Here is a 20453-nt window from a genome sequence, read left to right as displayed (position 1 = left end):
AAAAAAAGCCCCTTTTGGGGCTTTAAATTGGTTGGTTGAATTTATAGACATTGGAAATTATCGATGCTTTCTCTACTCAACGTTTTGCCAGTAGCAGATTAAACTTCGCATCGCCAATTAGGTGCTTTTTCCCCAATTGAAATTTGAATATTGCTTTCACCATATTCGCTAATTGATGGCTGAATAGCAGCTTCAAAATTACGAGCGGTGCGCTCAAACTGGCGTGCATGCAGTTCAAGGGCTTCAATATCTTTGCTATGAGAGCGGACTATCGCTTCCATTTTTTCAGCGATGTGTTCGTGTTGCTTAATTAATTGTTTATTCACAACCACTGTATCGCCATCTTCAATAACCATATCACCCGATAAGCTATCTAACGCATGCTCATGTTTTGCAAGTTCACGTTCCATACTTTTCATCGGCTTTTCAAGCACTTTTAGCTTCACTTCATCCGCTTTCATTGCTTGGTAAGCGGTCAGTTGTGAATCTGTCATCGCGATAGTATCTAAGCGCTTACAATCCTTAAACACATAGATGTTTGGTGCATCATTCTCCAATGTGTTACCTGATGTTGCATTTGCAACCGCGCAAGCGGTAAGAATAGCCGAACTTAACATAACAAGGGCGAACTGTTTCATAGCGTTTAATCCTGTTGAGTAAATGTATTGGTTTAAAAGCTTAGTCGCGAGCAATAAGGAAAAGGTTTAACAATTAGCCTTGTAAATAATTTGTAACAAACAGAAGCACTTTTATAAAAGCATATGACATATATTAAGAGTTAAACATATCAAAAGGTTACGTAATCTCTGTATTCTAAAAGCCGGTTCGTAAATAAGTATTAGGGTATGACAAAAATTAACTAAAACAGTTTTTTGGGGAAAGTTTAAGCGGGGCAACCCGCTTTTTTTATGCGTTATTGTCAGCTTAATGTGCCAAAGCTTGATTAAAATATTCTTGATAAAACGCCTCAGCATCAATTTCAGACAGCGTTTGCCAAAGCTTATTAGCCAATAGAGGCTGGCGTTCAAATAATTGATGACTAAACATCAAATAGCCAATGCTTCGATTAATTGGAATAGTATTTTGCACAAAACCAGTTGGCACATTTTCCATATGACAATTACTCAGTGAAACAGCCACTCGACCTTTGAATAGTAGCTCATGAGCTTTATTTATTGATGGTGATTCATATATATCAAAACCTTTTTTACGCATTTCACCAATTACACCATAGCCATGTGGAACTGACATACTCATTGGTTTGTCAAAAATCAGAATCTCACCATCCCAGCTTAAGCTGCCCGCTTTGTGTAACAAACAAGAGTCAGCATTTGAGAAACTTAAGCTGTTATCTAGTTCACCATCGCTAGTTTTCGGGTAACGGGCAATTTGCTCTCTAAGTGGGTGGTAACGCCCCACAACTGCATCTACTTTGCCACTAGCAAGGTCGTTTAAACAGCGCTTCCAAGGATATCGAACAAATTTAATGGTTAAATAGGGATGATAAGTCGCAACTTGATTCAAAATATCAATTGCCGGACCGGGATTTGACTTTGGTACTAATGGGCCTTCACCATAAAAATGAGGTAAAACCGGTTTTTTTTCATAACAATAAGTTAATGTGACTTGTTTATTGCTGGTTCCATGCGCGTGCAATGATAAAAAAATGAGTACTGTTAAAAACATATAATTAAATACATTTTCAAGCATAGCGCACCTTAAAAATTAAATTACATCATGTTGAGTTTAGACCGAGATAAGCGAAGATTGTATTCAAATAATTTAAAAAAAACATGCACCTCATCATGCTATTAAATATTTGATTACGCTTTTTCTTAAAACTAAAACTCTAATTCGTTGAGCCAGTTTAATAATTTTGACATATTATGCTAAAAACATAACAAGCGACCTATCTACAAAATGGAACTTGAAACCGAAAGACTTTTTCTTAGATCTCTTTCTTCTGACGATTGGCAATTTTTCAAACATTTACACCAACTGCCTGATGTGATGCGCTTTATAAGTGATATGCCTACGCCTGATGTAATAAAGCAACGATTTGATGAACGCTGTATTTCTTGGCAAAAGCAATCTAATGATTGGCTTACACTCGCTATGTTCGATAAAAAAACCATGACGCCAATTGGCGTAACGGGCTTTCTATCACAGTGGCAGCCTTATCAGCAAGCCGAGCTTGGCTTTATGCTTGCCCCTGAATTTCAAGGTTTTGGGTATGCGAAAGAGTCAACGCGTAGAGTAATGGCATTTGCATTCGATGAATGTGGTTATCACAAAGTAACGGCAACGGTTACACAAGGCAACGACGCATCGGGTCGATTGTTAACTGCGCTAGGGTTTAAACCTGAAGGTATACTCAGAGACAACTACAAAATAAATGATAAGTGGTGTAACGATCTGAAATTTGGCATGTTGAAAAGCGAGTTTTCTTAAACAAAAACACCTACAACATAAAGAAGTAGGTGTTTTATATTTTTAAGCGCTTAGTTAAAGATTAAAACGAGATGTTGCATCCAGTAGCTTGTCTGATAAATCATGCAAGTTTGTTGCAACGCTGCGCACTTGTTCAAGTGAGTTTAATGTAGATTCAAACGACGAGTGCATATTTGACACATTATCAACCACGATTGATGCGACTGACGTTTGCTCTTCTGTTGCAGTGGCAATTTGTGCATTCATGCCATTTATCGCCAATATTTGTTCAGCGATTTTACGAATAGACTCTCCTGTTTTTGCTGCATTATCTGAATTCAGTTTTGCTTTTTCCATTGCTGAGTTCATCGCTGTTACAGAGTCATTTGCAGCCACAGTTAACACATTTAATAAATCGCGAATTTCGTTTGTCGATTTTGCGGTACGCGATGCAAGTTCACGCACTTCATCAGCAACCACGGCAAAGCCTCGCCCTTGTTCACCTGCACGCGCAGCCTCAATCGCGGCATTAAGCGCGAGTAAATTCGTTTGCTCAGCGATTGAGGTAATTACGTTTAAGATTTGCCCTACGTTTTGAGTGTCATTGGCTAATTGATCAATAGTACCTGAAGCCGCCTCAATTTCGTCTCGAAGGGCGTTTGATTCAGTAACCGAAGATTCAATTTGCTGCGCACTAACTTCCACTTCTTTTTCGGCACTTCTTGCTGCCTCTGCGGCACTCGCTGCCGAGTTAGAAATATCGCCTACGCTTAATTTCATCTCTTCCATTGACTGGCGTACAATCTCTGCATCATGTGATTGTTGATTAGTTGCATTCTCAGCATTTTCCATGCCTTGTACTAAACGCGTTGAGTTTTCCATTAACGGGCTTACAACCGACACCACATTTTCTACCGCGTCTTTCAATAACGATATAAAGCCATTAAAGTTTTGCGACACTTGACCAATTTCATCTTCACCTCGCACTTCTAACTTGCTGCTTAGACTGCCTCCGCCATTAGCTAACTGTTCAAGTGAAGATGCGACGTCTTTGGCTGATTGACTTATGGCTTGTGCAATATAGATTGCCAGTAAGGCCGACATAATAATGGCGATAACAATAATCCCGATGGTTACACTGATGGCATCACTTGAACGCTCTAACGTGTCGCTTATTAGTGCTTGAAAACGTTCGTCAGATTTTGCTTGAAACGCTTCAAAATGGCTAACAAGTTCCTCATATTTTGCAGTTTTTTCTTGTGCTTGCTGCTGAATTTTTGAAAAATCTGCAGTTCCGTTGATCATGCCCGATGCAATATTTTTGGCTATTTTGCTGTATTGCTGTAACAAATTTATATCTCTGCTACTGGCATCCCGCGGGGACAACTTAGACAATTGCTCTAAGTTTTGTTTGATCAATTCACCTGTCTCATCAGCCTTAGCGATTAACTCTTCATCACCAAACGTTACCGACTGAGTGTAGAGTTCATCAAGTTTCTGAACCAAGTATTTATTGGCTGTGGCGTATTTAACTACTTCATAACTAACAGATGAAATCTCGTTAATTGATTTTTCATTGTCCACCATGGTGCTGCGACTAACCGCCAAAATAGCGATTAGCAGTATCACTGTTAGCCCCGTAATAAGATGTATTTTTTTGTTAATGCTCAAATTTCTAATAATGTTCATTCTGCTTGTTACCCTACATTAAGCTATTGTTTAAATGAGCTCTTTTAAGCACCTCCATTAAATTGTCGCCTATTTTTAAATTTTTGCTAGTATTTCTTTTAAATTAACTATACTTACCTCGCTAACAACGCAAATAAAGCAATTTAGGAAACAATTATGAACAATAGAGTTTTATTAGGTTGTGCATTGTGTTTTGCGGCTTTTCCAAGCTTTTCAGATGTTAATATATCTGGTTTTACTAGCATAAATGCAGGCAAAGTACTGAGTGGCACAGGTGTTCCTCACTATGGCATTAATGAGCCAACCTTTCTTGCTGACTACCCGATAGTCAGTGTCTATAACGAAGACATTACGTTTAAACCCGAATCTCTTTTTGGCTTGCAAGTAAGTGCCGATGTTGGTGAAGGGTTAAGCGCTACGGCACAAATTGTCGCCCGAGGTGCAGACGACTTTAATGCCGAGTTTGAATGGGCCTATTTATCCTACGAAATAAACGAAAATTGGACTATACAAGCTGGTAAAAAACGCCTACCTCTGTTCTATTATTCTGATTTTTACGACGTTGGTTATGCTTATGTTTGGATGCGTGCTCCAGCAGATAACTACACTTGGCAAATTTTTAACTACAACGGTGTAAACGCCCTTTACACTGGCTCCATTGGTGATTGGTCGCTATCTGGTAATATCTACATGGGTCGCGAAGACGACAAAGAGAATAAACTGCTTTCAGATTTTTTCTTTAGTGCTCAAACCCGTGAGATCTGGAAAGATATTATTGGCGGCGTTATTCAAACCAGCAACGATTGGCTTGAAATTCGCGCAACAGCCATGAGCTATACCAACCAACGCTATATCGATGGCGAGCCATCAACATGGAATGGTAAAGATGAGCGCGATGGCAACTTTTATGGCTTGGCGGTCAATGCTGATTTTGGTGATTTTTTCGTACTAAGCGAACTAAACCGCCTCGATCTTGATGGCAACCTCGATACAGCAATGATCACGTTAGGTTACCGGATTGATTCTTTTACACCTTTTGTTTCTTACTCTACCTTCGATCAAAAAGATGGTGATGATGGTGAAAATCACAACACCACATCATTTGGTATTCGTTGGGACTTCCATTCAAACGCTGCATTTAAAATTCAATACGATGAGGTCGAAGATAATTCGTATGAATTGGCTGTAGCTGGTGATAGCAAAGCCATTACTATCGGCGTTGATATGGTATTTTAATTGAGGGTAACACAATGAAAAATTTAATTATTTTAACACTTATTTTATTCACATCTTGCTCACTAAGCGCTGCGGTAGATGTTATTGTTCACCCATCAAATGCAAATGCAATTGACGCGGGTGATATTAAGAAAATTTTTACCGGCAAAGCAAAATCGTTTGCCGATGGTTCAAAAGCACTACCCATTACTCAGGCTGATGGCAACCCTGCTACCGATGAGTTTAACCAAAACGTACTTAATAAATCGTCTAGCCAACTAAAAGCATATTGGTCAAAGTTAGTATTTACTGGCAAAGGCACACCACCGGAAGAAGCGGCAAATGATGCAGAAGTAGTGAGCTTAGTATCAAAAAATCCAAATTTAATTGGTTTTGTTACAAAAGGCAGTGCCGATGGCAGTGTAAAGGTTGTTCAATCTTTCTAACTGAGGTAAAGCTAATATGAAAAAACGTTATTTAATGACTTCATTACTATTAGCAGGTTTTGCGACACAGAGTTACGCAGATATCCGAGTTAATGGTTTTGCCTCTATCTACGGTGGGCAAACCCTTGGTAGTGATGATGCCTTATACAACTACTCAGATGAACTAGACTGGCAAAACGACAGTTTGTTTGCGGTACAAGTTAGCGCAGATGTGATGGATGGGCTATCTGCAACCGCACAGCTGTTAGCCCGAGGCAGTGATGATTTTAATGCCGAGTTTGAGTGGGCATATTTAACCTATGAAGTATCTGAAAATTCACAACTCAGTGCCGGTAAAATGCGAATTCCATTTTATCGTTACTCTGATTTTCTTGACGTAGGTTACGCCTATCGCTGGGTAAGACCTCCGCAATCAGTTTATAACTTGTCGTTTTCGACCTATGAAGGGTTAAGCTATTTGCATAACTCAACCATAGGTGAACTTGATAGCAGCTTACAGCTGATAGTAGGCGCGGTTGATACAGATATTACCGCAGTTACCTATTCAGACGCAGCTGAACTTAAAGACACAATTGGTATTAACTGGAGTTTATCAAACGGTTGGCTAACAGGACGGGTTGCTTATTTTGTTTCTGAAGCCAGTATTGATGTTAGCGGCAGTAGCGAACTTTCAGGGTTATTTAATGGCCTGCAAGCCTATGGCTTAAATCAGCAGTACAATAACTTAGCCATCGAAGAAGACGACGCTTATTTTGCAGCAATTGGAATTGGCATTGATTACAACGATATTCTATTCGACGCTGAATACACGCAATTTGAGATTGATAACAGCATTTTAGCCAAACAAACACAATATTATGTGTCGCTTGGTTATCGTATGGATTCAGTCACATTAAGTGCAACGTATGAAGGCAACGATGATGAAAATTCAAACGATCAATTTAACCAAGTACCACGCAGCATAACAGGCCCTGGCGGTGTACAAATACTTGTTGTTGCCCCTGGTACAAATCCACCACTGTATTTACAAGATGCCACTAACTTAGCGCTCGCATCACAGGCTGCTAAATCGAATGCATATTCGTTTACCGTACGATATGACTTCCATCCATCAGCAGCATTTAAAGTGGAATTCACCCACTTTGAAGATGATTTAAGCAACAACGACGCCGACTTAGTGACCTTTGGTGTGGACCTGGTGTTCTAATTATTATTTCCTTAAAAGCAAAAGCCCTACTCTTTTTGAGTAGGGCTTTTTTATGGAATAGGTTAAACCAATGTGATTAGCAAACGTCACCTTCAATGTTCAATAACTGTGGTTTTGTATTAGGCTTCGCATAACTTAATCGCCCTAGTCGATCGGTTGTGTGATAGTTATCAAGACCTGAAATCGCGACGGTATCAAGCGCTTCAATATCAATATAACCGTCTTTGCAAAGTGCAATATCCGGCACAATAATATGGGTTATTTCACCAATGACTAATACCGTGCCGTTAATTTCGAGCGGTTTAATTTCGCGTAATTCAAGAGCAAATTTGGCTTGCGATTCACCAACAAATGGCGCATCTATGCCTTTCTCAAACTGCTCTGTAAGCGCTACTTTCTCAAACTCAGATTCACTTTCATCGTAACGGGCTGATGTTTGATGAGCTTGTTGCCAAATTAATGAATTTACGTGATTAATGGTGTAGACACCGGTAGCTTTTATATTGCTTAACGTGTCTCTGGGAACAGTATCTGGGCGGATAATCATGCCTATTAGCGCAGGATCTGCGCCTAAATGAAATACTGAGCTTACAATCGCCAAATTGGTAATGCCAGATGCGTTTTGGCTACCAATTAAATTTGCACTTTTAAAGCCAGATAAACTATTAATTAACCGCGCACGCTCTCGCTGTTCCATCGCTTTAATATCATCTTGAGTTATGTGTTTTATCATTGCATTTGCCTTAAAGTCATTTGCTTTGCTATACGCTTAACCACACGTTATCGATTACAAATTTTCAAGATTTTGCAGTAAAAACTGCGCGCGACTCAGCACTTTCTCGCGATCATTTTGTGGCTTTTTAAGCCAGTTACTTAACACCATTTTAGTGCGTGGATTATTGGTAAAACTGTCTTTATGTTTATCCATAAATTGCCAGTAAAGTGAATTAAGCGGGCAAGCATCATCACCCACAGTATTAGCTACTTTATAGTGACAATCACTGCAATAATCACTCATTTTTTTAATATAATTACCACTTGCGGCATAGGCTTTAGAACCAACAATACCGCCATCGGCAAACTGGCTCATCCCACGCGTATTTGGCATTTCTACCCACTCAAGTGCATCGATGTAAATGCCTAAATACCATTCATCAACCTCATCTGGGTGAATACCTGCTATTAAGCAAAAGTTTCCCGTTACCATTAAGCGTTGAATATGATGAGCGTAAGCAAAATCAAGTGATTGCGTAATCGCATGAGACAGGCAGCGCATTTTAGTGTTTCCATTCCAAAACCAACTTGGTAGTGGCAAGTTCGCGTCAAGGACATTGAGCGATGCATAGTTGGGCATATTGGCCCAGTAAATACCGCGCACAAATTCGCGCCAGCCTAAAATTTGCCTAACAAAGCCTTCTACCTGTGCAATATCTATGTCGTCGTTTTGTTCAAAAGCCTCAATTGCAGCCCTCACTACGCTGTGGGGGCTTATCATTTTTGCATTAATAGCAAATGATAATCGTGAGTGATATAAGCTCCAGCCTTTATCCTCGCCAAACTCAATCAGTTTACCTGTCATTGCATCTTGAAATTGGCCAAATTTCGGTAATAGCGCTTTACAGAAAAAAGCGAGCAGCAGCTTCGCTTGACTGCGATTGATTGGCCACAGTAATTGTTTTTCCGCTTTACCCATGGTTTTAATACCATGCCTTGCAATGCGCGCCAGAATGTCGCTGACATCATTAGCAAACACAAGTGGCTCAGGAATATTTGCAAGATCACTTGCTTTTAACTTATTGCGATTTTGACTATCGAAATTCCACTGCCCCGTAAGGGGTTCATCGCCATTCATCAATACATTAAATTCCACGCGCATTTTGCGATAAAAATGCTCTAACCGATGTTTTTTACCTTGCTTGAAATAACTGGCTAATTGATTATCAGCCAAGTAAAAATGCTCGGTATCAAATACCTTGTAGTCGATAGAAAGGCTTTGACAGTAATCAGTTAGCTGGGCGCGTAAACGGTACTCATCCGGCAGTTGATAGCAAAAAGAACGAATACCGTGCTGTTTGATTAGATGATTTAATAAGTCGGGTAAATCAGCGAAATCCTTGGTGTCGTCTAAGGTTAAGTAAATCACCTTATGGCCAGCTTTTTCTAATGCGCTGGCAAATTCCTGCATTGCCGCAAAAAACGCCGATACTTTTTGAATATGATGGGTGGTGTAACTCGCTTCTTGATGTAGCTCGGCAATCACATACGTCACATTGTGCGACTTTTCTTTAAACCAAGAATGCTGTGCATTAAGCTGATCGCCCAAAATTAAACGAAGCTCACTGGTCATTATAATTTCCTTTTTGTCGATTAACTGCACAGCGTTTTGAGCAGTATTTCACATTGTGCCAATCTCGCTGCCACTTTTTACGCCATATAAATGGGCGTTCACACACTTGGCAAATTTTTGTGGGTAGTTCTGATTTTTTCACTAATTTGGCCTAACATGGCGGTTAAGTAATCGCTTACTTTCAATCACAACTTTTGGCTTTTTACGCCATAACCAAAGTAACGCTTGTGCATCTTTATAGCTTTGTTTTACATCAACAATGGGCTCAGGATAATCTTCACCCAATGTAAAGCCATACATCATTTGTTCCATTTGTGATAGCTGCCACGGGCTGTGGATCAATGGCGCAGGTACTTCACCAAGCTCAGGTACCCACTTTCTAACAAAGTCGCCCTTTCCGTCTTTTTCTTCCCCTTGTTTTACGGGGCTATAAATTCGAATGGTATTAATGCCAGTCACACCCGCTTGCATTTGAAACTGGCTGTAATGAATACCGGGCTCGAAATCTAAAAATAAACTGGCAAGATGCGCTACACCTGCACGCCAGTCAAGCTCTAAGTGATGACACAAAAAACTCACTAACATAGCGCGCATGCGAAAATTTATGTAGCCAGTTTCAATTAGGCAGCGCATACAGGCATCAACCATGGGAATACCAGTTTGCCCCGTTTTCCAAGCATGTAATCTTTGCTCTGCTAAACCACCAGTCACCCGCGGTAAGTCGTCATACCCTTTGTTAACGTGGCGAAATTCCATTTCGCATTCGCTTTCAAATTTCTGTATAAAGTGGCAATGCCAATGAAGTCGTGATGTAAAAGCAACAAGGCTACGTCGCCAGCCGGGAACTTGCCAGTGACTGAGTACCGTTTGATACACTTGGCGTAAACTGATATTGCCCCACGCCAAATAAGGCGATAACCGAGAGCAATGGATTTGACTTAAACTTGGGCTTGAAAGGTTAAATGCATACTCTTTACCGCGAGCGGTAAAAAAATCATTAAGCACATTAAATGCTTCGCTTTCGCCGCCATTTTGGAACTGCCCCTGAATATTTTGAAAGCGCGTTTCAAAATGTGGCAACTGGCATTCAAACTCATTATTTTTAAACCAGTTAACTTCGTTTAAATCAAGATTAATACACGGCGCGCGCATTACCTGCTGCCAGTTTTCATCCCAATGAGTGCGATGGGTTAAGCCGCGCTGCACCGCCCCTAAAGGGGTTTCATGCCATATTATTTGATTGCTTTTGCACCATGTAGCAAACGCTTTATCGCGCTCAAAGGTGTTATCAAGGCCAATTTCTTGATGAGAAAACATCTGCGAAATACCGTATTTAAGATTAAGCGCTTGAAACACTGCTAAAGCATCACCCTTTGCGACATACAAAGCGCCTTTTGACAGTTTGTTTGCCATATCGCGCAGTGACTGCGAGACAAAACGCCAATGACGTTCAGAATAGTGCGCATCTTCAAGCAACATGTCTTCAAAACAGTACACCAATAATACTGGTAGCCCCGTTTTTGCAGCTTCAAATAGTGGGGCGTGATCAGACAGGCGTAAATCTCGTTTAAGCCATACAACTGCGATACTCATTTAAGTTACATCGCTTAAAATTGGCCAATCTGCGGCATCATTAGCATCAAGCTGTGAGCCAACCGCTGAGCCTTGCCACTTTCGGATAAATACGCCTTTTGCGTCAAACAGCTCGGTTTGCTTTTCAATATTGAAATGCCGCCCACCGCGAGGATCAACACCAACGCCTGCTATGTACTGCCAATTACCCCAATTTGATGCCACATCGAAATCAATCAGTTGCTGTTGAAAATAAGCAGCACCATAGCGCCAATCAAGCTGTAACTCATTTACAAAACAACTTGCCGCAATTTGCCTGCCACGATTGGACATATAACCGGTACTATTAAGTTGCTTCATAAGTGCATTAACTAACGGATAAGGTGTATTCCCGCTACACCACTTTTGATATCGCTCAGCAAAAAAGCTAGTGAGTGGTTTTGTTTCACTGAGGCCTGAAAACGCATAAAGGCGCTTTCCTAACTTTAAACTAAGCCACTGAAAATACTCACGCCATAACAGTTCAAACTTAATCCAATAGGTTGATTCGTTGGCACCATCCGATTGTTCATATTGTAATACCGCATGCCAAATTTGCCGTGGTGATAAATTACCTATCGCTAAATAAGGGCTAAATTTTGTCGAGTTGTGCCAGCCATCGAGTTCGTTGCGGGTTTGTTTGTAGGTTTTTACTGCGCCACTATTTAAGTAACTCACCAAGTGATATTTACCCGCATGTTCTCCTGCGAAAAACGGCATATCATTGGGCATTGAATACGTCCCATCATAACGCTCAAACCAAGCAAGTAGCGCACGATTGTTATCAACCTTAATAGCTTTGGGCCAATGCTCTGGCGTTAAAGTATTTTCCAATGAGGTTGGTGTTGAAACTGTTAATGGCTTTTTCTCAACTTTATTGCGAAATTTACTAAAGCTGCCCGACATACAGTCGAGCTCAGCAATTTGATGCTGTATAAACAGTGTATGTTGCCAAAACTGCGTGAAGTTAACGTTTGCATGGGTGCTTTGTAATTCAGTTAGTTTACGCCTTTCGTATTCACCCACTTGCTCTGCAACCACCAGCTGATTAATGTCATGATCAGAAATAAACTCACCTACTTCTCTTTGAGTCTCGCCTTCTAACACAATTAGCTGATGACCCAGTGCTTGTAGCTCGTCGGCGAGTTCTTGTAAGGCGTTTAAAATAAAGCGTGTTTGATGATAGCCGAGCAATTGACTGTGATAATTGTTGGCAATTTTCGTGCTGGGATCGAGCACATAAACAAAGGCGATTTGTTCACTGTTTTTCAGCGCATATTCAAGCGCAGCGTTATCACTTAAGCGTAAATCATGGGTAAACCAATAAAGGGTTTTAAGCACTATTTCAAACCGAACCTGTTGCAAACTATAGCAATAAGTACGCAACTCAAGGTTAAAAAGTTCAACACAATAGAGCGCCTTTTTAAACCGCCCCATAGCATTGTGCATTTATCACAAAGGGCTTGTTTAAACATTATTGTCAATTAGCCTTGGTATTGTGTGTCGCTAGCGGTATGAGTGAGGAAGTAAATGTGATCACAGCGATTCTATTAGCCGGTTTTGCCCAGAGTTTGGTGTTATCTGGCTTTTTGTACAATAAATCAAAACAACTTAAGCAGTTTAAAATCTTAATGCTGATCCATTTGGTCTTTGCTTTAGACCTCTTTTTGGTATTTGCCGGTCAGCATAACTGGCTTTCGTCGCGTCTAAACGCATGTTGGGGAGCAATTTACGCCATTTTATTTTTTGTTTTTATTCGCAGCTGCATCGGTTCGATGCCGTCAAAACGCGAAATTATGTGTTACTTCGCGCCTTGGCTGGCGCTTAATATTTCTGTTATTGATTTTCTTTACAACCCTAAAAGCACTGTGTTGTCATTACGGCACGAATTATCGGGCTACTTTTTACTGATTATTTATCTTTATTTTACCATTTGGGCATGTGTAACGGTCAGGCGATATCGCAAACAACAAGCGCGCTTTTCAGCCACTCTTAGCAACGAAAATATGCTGTTGTTGTGGGGAATATGCGCCAGCTTATTTTTAGCTATTTCTGTTATTCCGTTTCAATATATGTTGCAAACCAGCTTACCTTTGCCCCAGTTACTAATGTGCTGTGCGATGTATGCCATTACTTATGTGTTATTACTAAAACCCCAGCTACTTGATTTTAAAGCTAAACAAGTGGCAAATACTAACAAAGAAAAATTGCACGCGAGTGAAGATGCATTTCTTGCCGAGCACATTTTAACCTTGCTTGATGAGCAGCAGCTTTTTACCGATCCAAATCTTAATTTACAAACCTTTGCCGAACACTTGGCAATGAAACCCTATTTGCTCTCGCAGGTGTTAAACCATCACTTGGGAATAAAATTTATTGATTTAATTAATCAACGGCGAATTGAATACGTTTGCAACCTAATTAAAAATCAGCCACATATGCCAATGTTAACAATTGCGATGCAAGCGGGCTTTAATGCTAAATCGACCTTTAATGCGGCATTTAAAAAATATCGCAATCTCACCCCAAGTGAGTATAAATCCCAAGTATTAAGTACAGATTAGCGAATCTGTACGTACAAAAACGCCAATAAGACGACACCAAACGCGAAACGCAGCACCATAAAGCCTTTAAACAAAAGGAGAACTTTATGAACTACAAAACACTTTTTGCGCTTTGTTTGTCGCTGTTATTAATTGCGTGTGATAGCGATGATGCACTGTTTGAGAACCCATCTGCACAACATGTTTACCCCGCACCAAGCGGGCAATATCGTGTTGGTATTATGGAGTTTGATATTACCGACTACCGCGAAGATAAACTGGCTCCAGAACTCGGCGAACTGCGACAGTTTACGCTTCGTGTGCATTACCCGAGCCAATTACGTTCAACTCTCTACCAACCCTACTTTGATAAATGGCAACACCAAGTCGATTACCTATCTGCTCTTAGGCCACAAGATGCACCAATTCACCCACAGCAACATGAACTGCAAAGCATGTTGTCTTGGTCAAATTCAAAAGCGCCAATTGCATATCATCCGGAAAATGGCTGGCCGGTGCTTTTTTACTCTCATGGCTTAGGACTTTTTAATGCTGACAACACCGAGCTGCAAGAAGTGCTGGCGAGCCATGGCTTTGCTGTGGTTTCAATTAATCACACCTATTTGGCTGGCGTTACCAGTTTTCAAAATGGCGAGCAAAAAGGGCTGTATTTACCAACTAGCAAACACGATGTGCAAACACCCACTGGTCGCGCATATTTTGATAATCTCGTTGCCCCTGAAATTGCTAAAGATGTGCTCGCTGCATACCAGTGGTTAGCACAAGAAAGCGGGCAATTTGAACATCAGCTCAATTTAAACAATGTAGGCACGTTAGGTTTTAGCTTAGGCGCAAGTGCTGCAATGAATGCCTGCCAGCAACTTTTAGTATGTAAGGCCGCAGCAAATATGGATGGTATCGTATTGGGCAACGTGGCAGTAAATCCATTAAACAAACCACTTTTACTATTTCGCTCGGAAAATCCTTTTTCACAGCTAGAGCCAATTTATCACGCGAACCAAGGTGACAGCATTTTGGTATCAATTCACGGCAGCCAGCATAATGACTTTACCGACCAAAACCGCTGGATTGTTGGTTATCCGAGCGAGGTTGATAAAAACACCATGCATAACATTGTAAAACAGCATATGCAGCGCTTTTTTAATCACTATTTGAAGGCGCAGCCATTGGAACTAACCGAATTTGAGGGTGTTAGTATTCAGCAAAAGTGATTCGGCCAATCTAAACTAGCAGCCAGTATCAACGGTAGAGGCCACTTTACTGGTAACTTGGCTGCCATTTTCTGCAAAAGCGTAATAGGCATAGCATTCGTCTTGTAAGCTGTAGCCTTTAGGGAAAATAAATAATCCCCAGCCCTGAATACTGCTATTTACATAAGATGCCGGGGTTTGATCTATCACACACAAGCGCTCTTGGCAGTTATAGCTCGCAACTAAACTTGCACCTAAATCAAAATAACCATTGCCCACATAACTAAAATCACCGTCCATTAAATCGCCCAACGCGTTATTCCAAATCTCTTGCGGCGCACCAAAATAGGTATTAACGGTAACCCCATTAATAATAACGGATTCATTGCTAACTTTATGTTTATGTTGAATTACAGCTTTGGCATAAATGCCATCGGTAAGCTGATCTAACCCTGCAGCCACTTGTTTAAGGGTTGCAATGTTTGCGTCGCGACTAAGTGAAAGAAATTTAGGCGCTGCAACGACAGCTAACACGCCGAGTACAACAATCACTAAAATCAATTCAACTAAGGTAAAGCCGCGGTGAGAGGTCATAGCCGTTGTACATCTTTTAACATTAAACATTCAATGGATAAGGGAAACCCTTATGTATGCCTTACAGAGTAAGCCTTCTGGAGGAAATGTTCAAATAATTAAAATAGCGAACATCCATGTTCCACTAATACCAATTAAAATACCAAATAAACTTTAAACAGGTTTGGAAGCACGTAAGGTAAACGCAAATTCAGTGCCTTTGCCAAGTTCACTTTTTACTTTGATGTCGGATTTAATCAGCTGAATTAAGCGATTTGTTATTGCAAGCCCTAATCCCGCATGGGACTTTTTACAACCTAGGCTGTTACTTGCGCGGTATCGCGCTTCAAAAATATAGGGTAAATCTTCGCTGCTAATACCCACGCCGCTATCGGCAACAACAATTTTGTACTGGTTCGAGTCTAAAATAACGTTAACGCTAATTGTTCCTCCTTGATTAGTATGACGCAGCGCATTCTCGATTAGGTTCGTTAAAATACGCTCTAATTTTGCAATATCTGAATAAACACTAAAGTCGCATTCTTTCGGATGCACTTTTAATTGAATGCCTGCTTTTTCAGCGCGTAGGGCGAATTTTGCCATAACATCGTAAATTAATTCGCCTAAGTTAAACACTTCCAGATTAATATTGGTTTGGCCAGACTCAAGATGGGCGAGTTCAAAAATTTGATCGATCAAGGCTTTTAATTGGCCGCAATTTTTAAGCGTTACATTTAAATAATGCGCGGCTTTTTCATTAGCATTGGGCGTTTCTTTGTTAAGTAACTCTAAATAGCCTTGCAGCGAGGCAAGTGGCGTGCGTAAGTCATGAGATAAATGCGCAAGTAGTTCTCGGCGCTGCTCATCAAGTGCTGTTAGCTGCATCATTTGCTGATTGATGGTGATCAGCATGCGATTTACTGCCGCACCTAATTGATGAATTTCATTATTTTGTTCTGGCCAATCTAGTAAAGGCAGTTCTGAAATATCAAATTCAGTTTTATCCACTTTTTGAATAAAACTGCTTAAGGTTCTAAGTGGTTTAGTAATAGTGCGAAATACCACCAGCATGCTAAAAAGCAAAAACCCTAAACCTAGTACTAACCAAATACTGCTTACTAAAATTTGCTCTGAGCTTTTAATCGACGCAAATATAGAGTCATAAATAGACGAGCCAATAATCACATACAAGTAACCTTGTAGGGTATCGCCGTTATACACAGGGGCCACTGAAAAAATCTTTTTGTGGTCAAAATTGCGCGGATCATCACCGTAAATGGGTAAATTAGATTGATCTTCAATTAAGGTAACAAGTGGCGCTAAATCGATAAACTGGCGTTTAACTTGCCCTGGTTTGGCTGAAAACGTCAGTAATTTGCCACTTGGGTCAACAAAATAAAACTCAAACGCAGGGCCAAGTACCATTAAGGTATGGAATAAGTTCTCTAATGCCTTGTAATCGTATACCCCTTGTTTTAACAGTGGATTATCATTGGCTAAATGTTCGGCCAAACCCAAGTGCAGTGCTTGCTCTGCCTGTGCGCGGCTTACTTGCGATACACTTTGGGTCCACCATAAAAAAAGGCTGGCAGTAAGAATGAATATGCTCGCTAATGTGAGTGAGAGCTTGGTATAAAGCGAGTTTTTCATAGTGCAGCAACAGCCAAAGATTTCGCATTGAGTTTGTAACCAACACCCCAAACCGTTTCAATAACATGCTGTTTAGCATGCTTTTCGAGTTTGCCTCGCAGCCGATTGATATGTGAGTTGACGGTATGTTCATAGCCACTATGGTCGTAACCCCAAACTGACTCTAATAATTGGCTTCTTGAAAACACCTGATTTGGGTGTTTTGCAAAAAATACCATTAAGTCGAATTCGGTTGCGGTAAGCGGTAAGTCTTCTCCTTGAAAGCGCACTTCATGACTAAAGGGGTCGATGTGTAGTGCACCAAAATTAAGCACTTGCGGTTGCTCGCTTTTTTGCATGACCTGCGCTTGGCTTTGCTGCAATAAGCGGATGTGCCTAATTTGCGTTTTGATACGCGCCTGAAATTCACGATAGCTAAACGGTTTGCAAATATAGTCGTCTGCGCCCATTTCTAGGCCAATAATACGATCCATTTCACTGCTTTTAGATGTGAGTAGTACCACGCTCACCTCGGGCATTTTGGTTTTTATTTCGCGGCATAAGGTTAGCCCATCTACTGTGGGTAACATTATATCCAGTAAGATAATTTGATAATCTTGTTTTGCTAATTGGGCCAGTGCCGCTTCACCAGTTATAACATGATCTACATGCAAGTTAAGTTCATTTAAATGAACTTGCAGTAACCCCGCAATATCTTGATCATCTTCAACAATCAGTACCGAGTGTTGCATCATCACACCTCTGCTTATTATAGAAATAAGATAGGCCGACGAAGACAACAACAAGGTACACTAAATAAGTGCGCTACAGTGGTTTAAAGTGCTAACTCGGGTTTACTGCAGCACACTATTCAACGTGGCAAAACAAATCGCCGGCCTATTTAACGCGTGTTACGGTGACAGCCAATAGCGGATTGTCGAATTTGTGAAGACTGGTTAATACCGAAGTACTAAGCCCATCATCTTGTCCAACAACACCTGGATGCATCGCAACTTTATTTATTTCTTCGCGTGCACTGTTAAAGCCTTCACCTCCATCAGCTGGCCCCGGTATGGTACCTGGCGCTTCAGAGTTGGCTTCTGTGCCCGCATCATAAGCAAAGGTTTTATAGTACTGCATATCCCCTACACTCATTGAAGAAACATCTATGGCATTAAGACCGGTAAAGCCATCATTTGTATTCACCATCATCGAAATTAATGATAATTTTTGGCCTTCCAGCATCTCGCTTGTGAGCATCAGCTCAACTTTTTGCCCCGGCATTAATACTGCGTCACTTGATGTGCTAGCATTCACCACATCTAACGCCAAAAGGCCCGAGTTATCACCGGACTCTGCCAGTACTTCAAGTGGCTCAGAAGCCATTTCACCAATTTGCCAAAATTGACCGGAGGTATGTAACGCACTGCCTAGCGGCGACATAGGTTGTGCCTGCGTTAAATTCACAGCGGTTACCATAAATTCATAAGTCATTGTGGTTGGCGGCGTGACTACTGGTGGCTCAACCGTCATTTTGTCGTTATCGTCATCCCCACAGGCAACAAGCGCTAAACATGCTGCTGGGATCAAAATTTTACTAAGTCTCATAATGACCCCCAATTACTTCACAGTGACGGTTACTTTTGCAACTGGGTTTAACCAGCGGTGAACTGTGTTATGTAAGTCACTACTACCGCCAGAAGCATTGTCATCGCCAAGGTTTCCGCGGTGAACATGGATCATTTTATTCTCTTCGCTAGTGGTAACGCCTGTGCCATTTTCGCCAGGAGCAACCCCAGGAGACGCCGGAATACCAAGTTCACCCGGTGTGCCAGATCCATTTTTTACTAACTCATTATTGGCTTCTGTGCCCGCATCATAGGCATTTAAATAAATGGTGTAAGTACCCACTTCGCTTGGAATACTCCAACTATTTAGGCCAACAAAACCATCATTGGTTGGTAGCATCATACCGACAATTGATAATTGGGTATTACCGTCGGTTGTCATTAAGTTGGTCATGGTACTCATGGCTGGGGCAAGTAACCCACCCGCTGGGTTTGCCATGGTATCTGCACCAATACCATCAACCATAGCTACAAGCCCATCTAAGCTGCCGCCTTCGGCCATTGCTTGCAGTTCAGATGAAGCCGCTTCACCTAATTTATACAACATGGCATCGCTAGAATGTGCCGTAACAAGTAACGGCGTGAAATAAATGCCTTGGGTTAAGTTAGTAATTTTTACATCTATATCTGCAGCACTTGCATTGCCAGCAGCAAGAAGTGCACTAGTAGCAAAAAGTGAAAGGATTTGTGTCTTCATAATTTTTTCTCGGTTGTTTTTGACCCTTTCACTATGAAAAACAAAGTTCTCAATGCCATCACCGAAATCTCACAAAATTATCACGATTTCATAAAGAATTTTAACTTGCGATAAATGAATAAGAATTGTTCAATTGAGCATTGGCAACCTATAAATTAATCTGTAACGCAAAATACGCCTTAGCTAATTTTGGTTATCGCATAAAACATGAAATGGATGTTCAACATAATATGAAGTATTTTTATCTCACAGCAGCACTTTTAGGCAGCATTATTCCTTATGGCGCGTTTCTTCCTTGGCTAATTGAAAATGGCGCAAACATATCTTTATTTGTTAAATCGGCATCGGCCAATCCCATTAGCTTATTCGCTTGGCTTGATGTGTTAATTGCCGCAATTACCTTAATTGTTTTTATTATTGTCGATGCAAAAACAAATAAAGTTGCGTATTGGTACTTAGCGCTTGTGGGCACATTATGTGTGGGCGTGTCATGTGGGTTACCACTTTATTTATATTTGCGTACTCGTGAGCAAAATACGCGCTTAACTCATGCAAAGTCATTTTAAGGAATTTACATGGATTATTTGCTGGCAGTGACGCTTTTTGCTATTTCATCATCGGTTACACCGGGTCCTAACAATATTATGGTGATGACCTCTGGAGTGAATTTTGGGGTGAAAAAAAGCCTGCCACTGCTAATAGGGTCTGTTGATCTTTCAAGTTCGTTTTTGCAGCAGTTTGATTGGCTTTTATACAAGGCAGAGGCTGCGTGGCATAGCTATTCTATGTGAGTCAGCCGATAACACAGTAGAAAATCCAATCAAGCGCTGCCGAACGGTTCTTTTGAGCGCACTTTTCTCATTGTTGCCTACATGGATGTAGGTAAGAGGCGTGAGCAGGACGCGGAAGCTTTGCTCGATATTAGCTTAGATTGCTAGGCCACACATCGAGCGCCGCAATAAAAGCACGCTCAAAAAGAACAAAAATAGAACAGCAAAGATTAACAGACCCTAAGTATTTGTATTGGTTTTAGTTTAATGCTGCTGGTTGTAGGGTTTGGTTTTGCTCAGCTTTTTGCCCTTTATCCCACACTGCATTTCATTATTAAATGCGTGGGCGTTGGCTATTTACTATATTTATACCAATTCTGTTAAGTATGTGATCAGGGATAGCGCTGGATAAATGAAATGGTAACAAGGCGGAATTTTTCTTATGTAGTTGTTCTAC

General features: G+C 40.8%; 20 protein-coding genes and 1 pseudogene. 8 read left to right on the top strand and 13 right to left on the bottom strand.

Annotated elements, in window-relative coordinates:
* Positions 1–98: 98 nt before the first annotated feature.
* Both AN214_RS20230 and AN214_RS20225 read right to left on the bottom strand, forming a co-directional pair.
* A complete protein-coding gene (locus tag AN214_RS20230) occupies positions 99–638 on the bottom strand; it encodes a hypothetical protein (protein WP_054981369.1) in 540 nt (179 codons plus the stop codon).
* Between the two features lie 286 nt (positions 639–924).
* Positions 925–1710, bottom strand: coding sequence for a hypothetical protein (locus AN214_RS20225; protein WP_054981368.1), 786 nt, complete (start codon positions 1708–1710; stop codon positions 925–927).
* 210 nt (positions 1711–1920) lie between these two features.
* Here AN214_RS20225 and AN214_RS20220 point away from each other — a divergent pair, with 210 nt between their 5' ends.
* On the top strand, positions 1921–2451 hold the full coding sequence (locus AN214_RS20220; RefSeq protein ID WP_054981367.1) for a GNAT family N-acetyltransferase: 531 nt from the start codon (positions 1921–1923) through the stop codon (positions 2449–2451).
* A gap of 54 nt (positions 2452–2505) precedes the next feature.
* On the opposite strand, the gene AN214_RS20215 is transcribed toward AN214_RS20220, so the two are convergent.
* Positions 2506–4119 (bottom strand): methyl-accepting chemotaxis protein, encoded by a 1614-nt coding sequence (locus AN214_RS20215; RefSeq protein WP_054981366.1) that lies wholly within the window; start codon positions 4117–4119, stop codon positions 2506–2508.
* A 156-nt stretch (positions 4120–4275) separates the two neighbouring features.
* Here AN214_RS20215 and AN214_RS20210 point away from each other — a divergent pair, with 156 nt between their 5' ends.
* The 3 genes from AN214_RS20210 to AN214_RS20200 are packed head-to-tail and all read left to right on the top strand — an operon-like array spanning position 4276 to position 6987.
* Positions 4276–5355, top strand: a complete 1080-nt coding sequence (locus AN214_RS20210) for a porin (protein WP_054981365.1) — start codon at positions 4276–4278, stop codon at positions 5353–5355.
* A gap of 14 nt (positions 5356–5369) precedes the next feature.
* Positions 5370–5780, top strand: coding sequence for a hypothetical protein (locus AN214_RS20205; protein ID WP_054981364.1), 411 nt, complete (start codon positions 5370–5372; stop codon positions 5778–5780).
* A gap of 16 nt (positions 5781–5796) precedes the next feature.
* Entirely contained in the window at positions 5797–6987 is a 1191-nt protein-coding gene (locus AN214_RS20200) for a hypothetical protein (RefSeq protein ID WP_054981363.1), read from the top strand.
* Positions 6988–7063: 76 nt separating this feature from the next.
* Here AN214_RS20200 and AN214_RS20195 read toward each other — a convergent pair whose 3' ends face one another.
* Genes AN214_RS20195 through AN214_RS20180 form a run of 5 tightly spaced genes read right to left on the bottom strand, consistent with a single transcriptional unit; the run spans position 7064 to position 12286 of the window.
* Positions 7064–7720 carry a flavin reductase family protein gene (locus tag AN214_RS20195; RefSeq protein WP_054981362.1) on the bottom strand — a complete coding sequence of 219 codons (657 nt, stop codon included), beginning with the start codon at positions 7718–7720 and terminating at the stop codon, positions 7064–7066.
* Between the two features lie 54 nt (positions 7721–7774).
* Positions 7775–9334, bottom strand: coding sequence for a cryptochrome/photolyase family protein (locus AN214_RS20190; protein ID WP_054981361.1), 1560 nt, complete (start codon positions 9332–9334; stop codon positions 7775–7777).
* A complete protein-coding gene (locus AN214_RS22320) occupies positions 9324–9476 on the bottom strand; it encodes a DUF2256 domain-containing protein (RefSeq protein ID WP_082428648.1) in 153 nt (50 codons plus the stop codon). The genes AN214_RS20190 and AN214_RS22320 overlap by 11 nt, the downstream gene beginning before the upstream one ends.
* Complete coding sequence (locus tag AN214_RS20185) at positions 9476–10927, bottom strand: cryptochrome/deoxyribodipyrimidine photo-lyase family protein (protein ID WP_054981360.1); 1452 nt, start codon at positions 10925–10927, stop codon at positions 9476–9478. Before AN214_RS20185 ends, AN214_RS22320 begins: the two co-directional genes overlap by 1 nt.
* A complete protein-coding gene (locus AN214_RS20180; protein WP_054981379.1) occupies positions 10928–12286 on the bottom strand; it encodes a DASH family cryptochrome in 1359 nt (452 codons plus the stop codon). It abuts the gene before it with no gap.
* Between the two features lie 173 nt (positions 12287–12459).
* Here AN214_RS20180 and AN214_RS20175 point away from each other — a divergent pair, with 173 nt between their 5' ends.
* Entirely contained in the window at positions 12460–13509 is a 1050-nt protein-coding gene (locus AN214_RS20175) for a helix-turn-helix transcriptional regulator (RefSeq protein WP_235576783.1), read from the top strand.
* Between the two features lie 86 nt (positions 13510–13595).
* Positions 13596–14720 (top strand): hypothetical protein, encoded by a 1125-nt coding sequence (locus AN214_RS20170; RefSeq protein WP_054981359.1) that lies wholly within the window; start codon positions 13596–13598, stop codon positions 14718–14720.
* Between the two features lie 15 nt (positions 14721–14735).
* On the opposite strand, the gene AN214_RS23280 is transcribed toward AN214_RS20170, so the two are convergent.
* The 5 genes from AN214_RS23280 to AN214_RS20145 all read right to left on the bottom strand — a co-directional run bounded on the left by AN214_RS23280 (position 14736) and on the right by AN214_RS20145 (position 19226).
* Positions 14736–15293: a prepilin-type N-terminal cleavage/methylation domain-containing protein gene (locus AN214_RS23280; RefSeq protein WP_161805701.1), complete on the bottom strand. Its 558-nt coding sequence runs from the start codon at positions 15291–15293 to the stop codon at positions 14736–14738.
* 153 nt (positions 15294–15446) lie between these two features.
* Positions 15447–16922: a cell wall metabolism sensor histidine kinase WalK gene (locus tag AN214_RS20160; protein ID WP_054981357.1), complete on the bottom strand. Its 1476-nt coding sequence runs from the start codon at positions 16920–16922 to the stop codon at positions 15447–15449.
* Positions 16919–17656, bottom strand: coding sequence for a response regulator transcription factor (locus tag AN214_RS20155; protein ID WP_408002973.1), 738 nt, complete (start codon positions 17654–17656; stop codon positions 16919–16921). Before AN214_RS20155 ends, AN214_RS20160 begins: the two co-directional genes overlap by 4 nt.
* Before the next feature lie 142 nt (positions 17657–17798).
* Complete coding sequence (locus AN214_RS20150; protein ID WP_054981356.1) at positions 17799–18509, bottom strand: spondin domain-containing protein; 711 nt, start codon at positions 18507–18509, stop codon at positions 17799–17801.
* A 12-nt stretch (positions 18510–18521) separates the two neighbouring features.
* Positions 18522–19226 (bottom strand): spondin domain-containing protein, encoded by a 705-nt coding sequence (locus AN214_RS20145; RefSeq protein WP_054981355.1) that lies wholly within the window; start codon positions 19224–19226, stop codon positions 18522–18524.
* Positions 19227–19456: 230 nt separating this feature from the next.
* Between AN214_RS20145 and AN214_RS20140 the strand changes: the two genes are divergently transcribed.
* Together AN214_RS20140 and AN214_RS22315 are read left to right on the top strand one after the other, a co-directional pair.
* Positions 19457–19792: a DUF2834 domain-containing protein gene (locus AN214_RS20140; protein ID WP_054981376.1), complete on the top strand. Its 336-nt coding sequence runs from the start codon at positions 19457–19459 to the stop codon at positions 19790–19792.
* Between the two features lie 9 nt (positions 19793–19801).
* Positions 19802–19930 (top strand): annotated as a pseudogene (locus tag AN214_RS22315) (LysE family translocator); the annotation flags it as partial.
* Positions 19931–20453: the final 523 nt, after the last annotated feature.

The sequence above is a fragment of the Pseudoalteromonas sp. P1-9 genome, assembly GCF_001399975.1.
GTDB lineage: Bacteria > Pseudomonadota > Gammaproteobacteria > Enterobacterales > Alteromonadaceae > Pseudoalteromonas.
Note: the sequence above shows the minus strand (reverse complement) of the source record. Positions and strands in the feature narration are given on the sequence as shown.

Bases quoted from the DNA above. Each gene is read 5' to 3' on its own strand.
- AN214_RS20185 (WP_054981360.1), bottom strand. From the start codon at position 10,927: ATGAGTATCGCAGTTGTATGGCTTAAACGAGATTTACGCCTGTCTGAT.
- AN214_RS20200 (WP_054981363.1), top strand. From the start codon at position 5,797: ATGAAAAAACGTTATTTAATGACTTCATTACTATTAGCAGGTTTTGCG.
- AN214_RS20140 (WP_054981376.1), top strand. From the start codon at position 19,457: ATGAAGTATTTTTATCTCACAGCAGCACTTTTAGGCAGCATTATTCCT.
- AN214_RS23280 (WP_161805701.1), bottom strand. From the start codon at position 15,293: ATGACCTCTCACCGCGGCTTTACCTTAGTTGAATTGATTTTAGTGATT.
- AN214_RS20205 (WP_054981364.1), top strand. From the start codon at position 5,370: ATGAAAAATTTAATTATTTTAACACTTATTTTATTCACATCTTGCTCA.
- AN214_RS20215 (WP_054981366.1), bottom strand. From the start codon at position 4,119: ATGAACATTATTAGAAATTTGAGCATTAACAAAAAAATACATCTTATT.
- AN214_RS20225 (WP_054981368.1), bottom strand. From the start codon at position 1,710: ATGCTTGAAAATGTATTTAATTATATGTTTTTAACAGTACTCATTTTT.
- AN214_RS20160 (WP_054981357.1), bottom strand. From the start codon at position 16,922: ATGAAAAACTCGCTTTATACCAAGCTCTCACTCACATTAGCGAGCATA.
- AN214_RS20170 (WP_054981359.1), top strand. From the start codon at position 13,596: ATGAACTACAAAACACTTTTTGCGCTTTGTTTGTCGCTGTTATTAATT.
- AN214_RS20145 (WP_054981355.1), bottom strand. From the start codon at position 19,226: ATGAAGACACAAATCCTTTCACTTTTTGCTACTAGTGCACTTCTTGCT.
- AN214_RS20210 (WP_054981365.1), top strand. From the start codon at position 4,276: ATGAACAATAGAGTTTTATTAGGTTGTGCATTGTGTTTTGCGGCTTTT.
- AN214_RS20150 (WP_054981356.1), bottom strand. From the start codon at position 18,509: ATGAGACTTAGTAAAATTTTGATCCCAGCAGCATGTTTAGCGCTTGTT.
- AN214_RS20195 (WP_054981362.1), bottom strand. From the start codon at position 7,720: ATGATAAAACACATAACTCAAGATGATATTAAAGCGATGGAACAGCGA.
- AN214_RS20190 (WP_054981361.1), bottom strand. From the start codon at position 9,334: ATGACCAGTGAGCTTCGTTTAATTTTGGGCGATCAGCTTAATGCACAG.
- AN214_RS20230 (WP_054981369.1), bottom strand. From the start codon at position 638: ATGAAACAGTTCGCCCTTGTTATGTTAAGTTCGGCTATTCTTACCGCT.
- AN214_RS20220 (WP_054981367.1), top strand. From the start codon at position 1,921: ATGGAACTTGAAACCGAAAGACTTTTTCTTAGATCTCTTTCTTCTGAC.
- AN214_RS20155 (WP_408002973.1), bottom strand. From the start codon at position 17,656: ATGATGCAACACTCGGTACTGATTGTTGAAGATGATCAAGATATTGCG.
- AN214_RS20175 (WP_235576783.1), top strand. From the start codon at position 12,460: ATGAGTGAGGAAGTAAATGTGATCACAGCGATTCTATTAGCCGGTTTT.